The 6,883-nt window shown below is 43.2% G+C and carries 6 protein-coding genes and 1 pseudogene; 4 read left to right on the forward strand and 3 right to left on the reverse strand.

What is annotated here, in order from left to right; genetic code table 11:
• Window positions 1-53 precede the first annotated feature (53 nt).
• Window positions 54-1,871 (forward strand): alpha-1,3-galactosidase, encoded by a 1,818-nt coding sequence (gene glaB / locus RE317_RS16955; RefSeq protein WP_008671045.1) that lies wholly within the window; start codon window positions 54-56, stop codon window positions 1,869-1,871.
• Window positions 1,872-1,953: 82 nt separating this feature from the next.
• On the opposite strand, the gene RE317_RS16960 is transcribed toward glaB, so the two are convergent.
• Together RE317_RS16960 and RE317_RS16965 are read right to left on the reverse strand one after the other, a co-directional pair.
• Window positions 1,954-2,511: a lysophospholipid acyltransferase family protein gene (locus tag RE317_RS16960; RefSeq protein WP_005848615.1), complete on the reverse strand. Its 558-nt coding sequence runs from the start codon at window positions 2,509-2,511 to the stop codon at window positions 1,954-1,956.
• Window positions 2,512-2,521: 10 nt separating this feature from the next.
• Complete coding sequence (locus RE317_RS16965; RefSeq protein ID WP_005846136.1) at window positions 2,522-2,770, reverse strand: hypothetical protein; 249 nt, start codon at window positions 2,768-2,770, stop codon at window positions 2,522-2,524.
• Window positions 2,771-2,920: 150 nt separating this feature from the next.
• Between RE317_RS16965 and RE317_RS16970 the strand changes: the two genes are divergently transcribed.
• From RE317_RS16970 to RE317_RS16980, 3 genes are all read left to right on the forward strand, one after another.
• The gene (locus RE317_RS16970; RefSeq protein WP_005846138.1) at window positions 2,921-4,564 is read left to right on the forward strand and encodes a diphosphate--fructose-6-phosphate 1-phosphotransferase; all 1,644 of its coding nucleotides are present in this window, start codon (window positions 2,921-2,923) and stop codon (window positions 4,562-4,564) included.
• A gap of 125 nt (window positions 4,565-4,689) precedes the next feature.
• Complete coding sequence (locus RE317_RS16975; protein WP_005848612.1) at window positions 4,690-5,556, forward strand: glycoside hydrolase family 25 protein; 867 nt, start codon at window positions 4,690-4,692, stop codon at window positions 5,554-5,556.
• Between the two features lie 45 nt (window positions 5,557-5,601).
• Complete coding sequence (locus tag RE317_RS16980; protein ID WP_005846143.1) at window positions 5,602-5,970, forward strand: YccF domain-containing protein; 369 nt, start codon at window positions 5,602-5,604, stop codon at window positions 5,968-5,970.
• A gap of 221 nt (window positions 5,971-6,191) precedes the next feature.
• Here RE317_RS16980 and prmA read toward each other — a convergent pair.
• Window positions 6,192-6,800: pseudogene (gene prmA / locus RE317_RS16985) on the reverse strand (50S ribosomal protein L11 methyltransferase); the annotation flags it as partial.
• Window positions 6,801-6,883: the final 83 nt, after the last annotated feature.

Here is a 6,883-nt window from a genome sequence, read left to right on the forward strand (position 1 = left end):
AGTTAGGAATTTTTGTTAGTTTTGTCATTCTAACTAATCTATAATGAACCTAAATGAAACGAATTATCTTTAATTTCTGCTTCGTATGGCTGGCTGTTTCCGCTTTTGCCGGAAGTAAGGTAGTCGAAATGCGAAATTATGGTCTGGTACCGGACACACACGAGAATCTTTCACCCAAATTGCAGAAGGCGTTACAAGACATCAAGTCTCAAGTTGCTTTGGGTGATAAGGTCACCCTGCTTTTTGAATCCGGACGTTACGATTTCCATCCTGAAGGGGCGGCTGTCCGTGAGTATTATATTTCCAATCATGATCAGGACAATCCGAAAACGGTAGGTTTCCCTTTGGAGGATTGGAAGGGGCTGACGGTGGACGGACAGGGCGCTGATTTTATCTTTCATGGGCGTATGCTTCCACTTTCTCTGCTTCGTTCAGAGAATTGTACTTTGCGTAATTTCAGCATAGATTTTGAGACTCCTCATATTGCTCAGGTCAAGATATTGGAAAGCGGAGAGGAGGGAATTACTTTTGAACCTGCCGCATGGGTGAAATGCCGTATCAATGAGAAAGGTTTTTTCGAAGCATACGGTGAAGGCTGGTCCAGTGCTCCCCAGGGAGGGATTGCTTTTGAAGAAAAGACAAAGCGTCTGGTATACCGCACCAGTGACTTATGGTGTCCTATGGAAGGATTGAAGGAAATCTCTCCACGTGTCTACCATGCTCCTCAATGGAAAGACGCCCGGTTGAAACCGGGGACAGTGGTGGCTCTTCGTACTTATTATCGTCCTGCTCCGGGTATATTCTTGTCCAATGATAAAGACACCCGTTTGCAGAATGTGAAAGTGCATTATGCCGAAGGTATGGGATTGCTGGCCCAGTTATGTGAAAATATCACGTTGGATGAATTCAGCGTTTGTCTTCGTGGCGATAAGGATCCGCGTTACTTTACCACGCAGGCGGATGCTACCCATTTCTCCAGTTGCCGGGGGAAGATTGATTCTCGCAACGGGTTGTATGAAGGAATGATGGATGATGCGATTAATGTACATGGTACTTATTTGAAAATCAAGCAACGCCTTGATGACCATACGGTGATTGCCCGATACATGCATCCGCAAGCATACGGATTCGAATGGGGCGTGAATGGCGATGAAGTACAATTTGTACGTTCCGCCACCATGGAACTGACCGGTGGAAAGAACCGGGTGAAGGAAATCCTGCCCAATGACAAAGATACGGTGAAAGGTGCAAAAGAATATCGTATCACTTTTGCCGAGCCTTTGGATGCGGAGATTACGGATAAAGAAGGTTTCGGCATTGAAAACCTGTCCTGGTGTCCGGAAGTTTATTTTGCGGATAATGTCATTCGTAACAACCGTGCACGCGGTACGCTGTTCAGCACTCCCCTGAAAACGGTGGTAGAGCGTAACCTGTTTGATCATACATCAGGAACAGCCATATTGCTGTGCGGTGATTGTAACGGCTGGTTTGAAACGGGAGCTTGCCGGAATGTGCTGATTCGTAACAATCGTTTTATCAACGCATTGACTAATATGTTCCAGTTTACGGAAGCTGTTATCTCTATTTATCCGGAGATTCCCGATTTGGAGCATCAGAAAAAATATTTCCATGGTGGAAAAGGAGAAAAAGGGGTAGTGATTGAAGATAACTATTTTGAAACCTTTGACCGCCCTGTCCTTTTTGCAAAATCCATTGACGGATTGATCTTTAAAAACAATGTGATCCGCCAGAATACGGATTATCCGGCTTTTCATCATAACAAGTCCCGTTTCCGCTTGCTTCACACCCGGAATGTGAAGATAGAGAAGAATAATTTTGAGGATGGGGATGAGAGTATAGCAAGAGAATAGATACAAATAACACTGATTATGCGGGTGAAAATACAATCCGCATAATCAGTGTTTTCATATCTGAAGAACTACAACGGAAGGGTTATTCTACTTTTCCGATGCTGAAGTTTTCAGGATATTTGCCTTTGAAATTCTTATAATACAATTTGATTTCACGCATATCCTTGTCCAAATCACCGCTGGGATGTATTACCTTTTCGGCTGTGATGCATTTCTTCTCGTAGTCGATAGCTACCAGAATAATAGGCAGACCGGCCCCTTGCGCAATATAGTAAAACCCTTTCTTCCAATTGGGATTGGCTTTGCGTGTTCCTTCCGGAGTGATAGCCAGATGGAATTTTTGACTCGATTTGGCAATCTTAATCATCTGGTCCACCAATGAAGTCTTGCGGCTACGGTCTACGGGAATCCCTCCCATCCAGCGGAAAATAGGGCCTAGAGGCCAGAAGAACCAGTCTTTTTTCATCATAAAACCGGTTTCGCGACCTATAGCTCCCATAAACAGTTTGCCTATGAACAAATCCCAATTGGTGGTATGCGGTGCGGCACAGATAATATATTTGTCATAATCGGGAACGGATACTTTAGTCTTCCATCCCAATAGTTTGTAGTAGATAAAACCACAAATAGCTTTTTTCATTCCTTAAATCTTATGCTTTTGTAGCTTTAGCCAGTTCGTCTGCAACCACTTTTATTTCTTTGTTCAAATCCTCATTCAGTTTCTTGTAGAAACCTTTTACGTTACCCGGTTCAGTGTGACTGATGCGTATAATCAGTTTGATCACATTGTGTACAGAGTTGCAAACTACTTCACGGTTAACACCTTCCATCAAACTGACTAAAAACAAATCACTTGCTATATTGGTTATTTTTTTCTTTAAATTTCTTCTACTTGCCATAAATGTAATGTTTTAAGTTAATACATAATTCTAAATTCGCGGTAAAGGTAATATTTTTATTTGTATACGTTTTCATATTTGCGAAAAAAGAACGAAATTTGCACGTGAATTATAAATGAAATTATACACCTTTAAATAGAATAATAGAATATGACTAAAAGTGCATTACAAATTGCCAGAGCTGCTTATCAGCCCAAACTTCCTAAAGCGTTGAAAGGCGCTGTAAAAGTAAAGGAAGGTGAACCTACACAGTCAGTTGCTGACCAGGAAGCTATCAAAGCCTTGTTCCCTAACACTTACGGCATGCCGTTGATTCAGTTCGTTGAAGGCGAAGCTGTCAATATGCCTGCCATCAACGTAGGTGTCATCTTGTCTGGTGGACAGGCTCCCGGCGGACATAATGTTATTTCCGGTTTGTTCGACGGTATCAAAGCATTGAACAAGGACAGCAAACTGTATGGTTTCATTCTGGGCCCCGGTGGTTTGGTAGACCATAATTATATGGAACTGACTTCCGATATTATCGACGAATACCGCAATACCGGTGGTTTCGATATCATCGGTTCGGGACGTACCAAACTGGAAAAGGTAGAACAGTTTGATAAAGGTCTGGAAATCATCAAGGAATTGGGCATCAAGGCATTGGTAATTATCGGTGGTGATGACTCAAACACAAACGCTTGTGTATTGGCAGAATACTATGCTGCGAAGAACTGCGGTGTTCAGGTTATCGGTTGTCCGAAGACTATCGACGGTGACTTGAAGAACGAGATGATTGAAACTTCTTTCGGTTTTGATACGGCTTGTAAGACTTACTCTGAAGTAATCGGTAACATTCAGCGTGACTGTAACTCTGCCCGCAAATACTGGCACTTTATCAAGCTGATGGGACGTTCGGCTTCTCATATCGCTTTGGAATGTGCTTTGCAGGTTCAACCTAACGTATGTATCGTTTCAGAAGAAGTGGAAGAGAAGAACATGTCATTGGATGATGTGGTTACTTACATTGCTCAGGTGGTGGCTAACCGTGCCGCACAAGGCAATAACTTCGGTACAGTGTTGATACCTGAAGGTTTGATCGAATTCATCCCCGCAATGAAGAGATTGATCGCTGAATTGAACGACTTCCTGGCTGCTAACGCATCAGAGTTCGCATTGATCAAGAAATCTCACCAACGTGAATATATCATCTCCAAGCTTTCTAAGGAAAACTCGGAAATCTATGCTTCTCTGCCCGAAGGCGTTGCACGTCAGCTTACTTTGGATCGTGACCCGCACGGAAACGTACAGGTATCACTGATTGAAACAGAAAAGCTGTTGTCTGATATGGTAGCCGTTAAATTGGCTCAGTGGAAAGAAGAAGGCAAGTATGTAGGTAAATTTGCCGCTCAGCATCACTTCTTCGGTTACGAAGGACGTTGCGCTGCTCCGTCAAACTTCGATGCTGACTATTGCTACTCGTTGGGTTACACCGCTTCTATGTTGATTGCCAACGGCAAGACCGGTTATATGTCTTCTGTACGTAACACTACTGCTCCTGCCGAAGAATGGATTGCAGGTGGTGTGCCTATCACAATGATGATGAACATGGAACGTCGTCACGGTGAAATGAAACCGGTTATCCAGAAAGCGTTGGTAAAATTGGACGGTGCTCCTTTCAAGGCGTTCGCCGCACAGCGTGAACGTTGGGCTATTGAAACAGACTATGTATATCCGGGTCCTATCCAGTACTTCGGTCCTACAGAAGTTTGTGACCAGGCAACCAAGACATTGCAGTTGGAACAAGGAAAATAATTTTTTCTTATTTCTATAAAGCATAAAGGAAACCCATCGGGGCTGATTGTAAAACCATTCTCCCGATGGGTTTTATTGCATAGTATGTGGGAATAGGTAAGGTAAAAACAGCTAAATAGGATAAAATGGTAAGAGCGAAAAGCACACGTCCTGCCCCTGTTAAAAAAAAGGCAGTCGCGAAACCTGTCCGCCGGACCACACAGCGGAAGGCGAAAAAGAAACCGCAAAGAGAGATGCCGTCATGGCTTCGGTATGTCATTGCGGGGATTATTGCTTTTTTATTCCTTGCCGCTTTCTTTTATTTCTTTATCCGTCCTTACTCTTACCGTTGGAAGCCTTGCTATGGCTTTAAAGCATACGGTGTATGTATGCCCTCAGGTTTTCATGTGCATGGCATTGATGTTTCCCATTATCAAGGAAACATAGACTGGAAAATGCTGACCCAGACCCGACAGGGAAAATTTCCTATTCATTTTGTCTTTATGAAAGCTTCGGAAGGAGGCGATTATGGGGACAAGGCTTTTAGCTCCAATTTTGATTCGGCGAAAACACATGGGTTTATCCGTGGGGCTTATCATTTTTACAATCCGAAGACAGATCCTGTCCGTCAGGCCGATTTTTTTATTAATTCCGTCAAGCTGGATTCAGGTGATCTTCCTCCTGTGCTCGATATTGAGAAGAGGGGAAAGGATGAGAATCAGCTCCGTCGTGACCTTAAACTGTGGCTTGACAAAATAGAACAGCACTACAAAGTGAAGCCTATTCTTTATACTTCTTATAAGTTTAAAACGCGTTATCTGAATGATTCGGTCTTCAATTCTTATCCTTACTGGATAGCTCATTATTATGTAGACTCGGTGGAATACAGGGGGGAGTGGAAATTCTGGCAGCATACGGATGTGGGTACGTTGCCGGGTATTCGTGAGAAGGTGGATTTGAATATTTTCAACGGTTCGTTGGAAGAATTGCAATTAATGACCATAAAGAAATAAGGGAACTGTGCCTGAGGTTCCGAAAACTTTGTTTATATTTGCTTTATGAACTTACTGCTCAATATTATTTGGCTGATTTGCGGCGGATTTCTGATCTGCGTGGAATATATTGTTTCCAGCCTGTTGCTGATGATTACTATCGTCGGCATTCCTTTCGGTTTCCAGACTTTGAAGTTGTCTATGCTGGCTCTTTGTCCTTTTGGGCGGGAAATACGCAGTTGTCCCGGTGATGGTGGATGTCTCAGTGTGTTGATGAATATCATCTGGATACTTGTAGGTGGAATCTGGATCAGCCTCTCTCATCTGGCATTCGGGGTGTTGCTTTGCATCACTGTCATCGGCATTCCATTCGGACTGCAACATTTCAAGCTGGCGGGCTTGGCACTTACTCCTTTCGGAAAGGAGATTGTATAATAAATATAATACCGATATGGTCGTTTGGTCACTTTGGATAAAATGCAGCGTCCTACATGCGTTTGTCACCGCTTGATTCCGGTTCTAATTTTCAGGGAAGAAGAACACAAGGACAAAAGAGAGAAAATCCGTTCTTTTGTCCTCGAATAAATCAATGCATATCCTGCGTGGTTGGTGGCAACTCCGTCTTTATCGCGTCTTTGCCATACTTGAAAATGGTATTATTTCATGATGAATTTCACAGCTGCCCAGTTGTTCTTTTCCCGATGATGTACGAACTCCATTCCCAGACTCTCCGCTTTTTCGCGGATAAAAGGAATATCCTGTATATAGAACCCACTCATAAATATTTCCGAACCCGGATGCATACAGGCGGCATAATGGGGAAGGTCTGCCAGAAGAATATTCCGGTTAATGTTGGCAATAATCACATCAAACGCTTTGCGCCCTTTCAGCAGATTGGCGTCACCCAGTTCCACTGTAATGTTATGGATATGGTTCAGTGCAATGTTGTCTTTTGAATTGTTGACGCACCAGTCGTCAATGTCGATGGCTGTCACAGGATTGGCTCCTCGCATGGAGGCAAGGATGGCAAGAATAGAAGTGCCGCATCCCATATCCAGGACTGATTTTCCTTTCAGGTCGGCTTCTAACAGCTCGCTGATTATAGAGCTGGTCGTTTCATGATGCCCTGTGCCGAAAGCCATTTGCGGGTTAATCAGAATTTCATACTCAGTTTTCGGAGTGTCTTTGTGGAACGTGCTGTGAATGCAGCAACGGTCACCTATGACGATGGGTTGAAAGAAGTTTTTCTCCCATTCTTCATTCCATTGATAGTATTTACAACCGATTATTACTCAATATTTTATAGATAATAAGTCAGAAATATGGTTGTTATTTTTAATTGCACATT

It is taken from the genome of Phocaeicola sp. GP0067 (assembly GCF_031119655.1).
Classification (GTDB): Bacteria; Bacteroidota; Bacteroidia; order Bacteroidales; family Bacteroidaceae; genus Phocaeicola; species Phocaeicola vulgatus.

What these genes read in the sequence shown, in the direction of transcription:
- glaB (WP_008671045.1), top strand. Translation starts at nt 54, where the DNA reads ATGAAACGAATTATCTTTAATTTCTGCTTCGTATGGCTGGCTGTTTCC.
- RE317_RS16960 (WP_005848615.1), bottom strand. Translation starts at nt 2,511, where the DNA reads ATGAAAAAAGCTATTTGTGGTTTTATCTACTACAAACTATTGGGATGG.
- RE317_RS16965 (WP_005846136.1), bottom strand. Translation starts at nt 2,770, where the DNA reads ATGGCAAGTAGAAGAAATTTAAAGAAAAAAATAACCAATATAGCAAGT.
- RE317_RS16970 (WP_005846138.1), top strand. Translation starts at nt 2,921, where the DNA reads ATGACTAAAAGTGCATTACAAATTGCCAGAGCTGCTTATCAGCCCAAA.
- RE317_RS16975 (WP_005848612.1), top strand. Translation starts at nt 4,690, where the DNA reads ATGGTAAGAGCGAAAAGCACACGTCCTGCCCCTGTTAAAAAAAAGGCA.
- RE317_RS16980 (WP_005846143.1), top strand. Translation starts at nt 5,602, where the DNA reads ATGAACTTACTGCTCAATATTATTTGGCTGATTTGCGGCGGATTTCTG.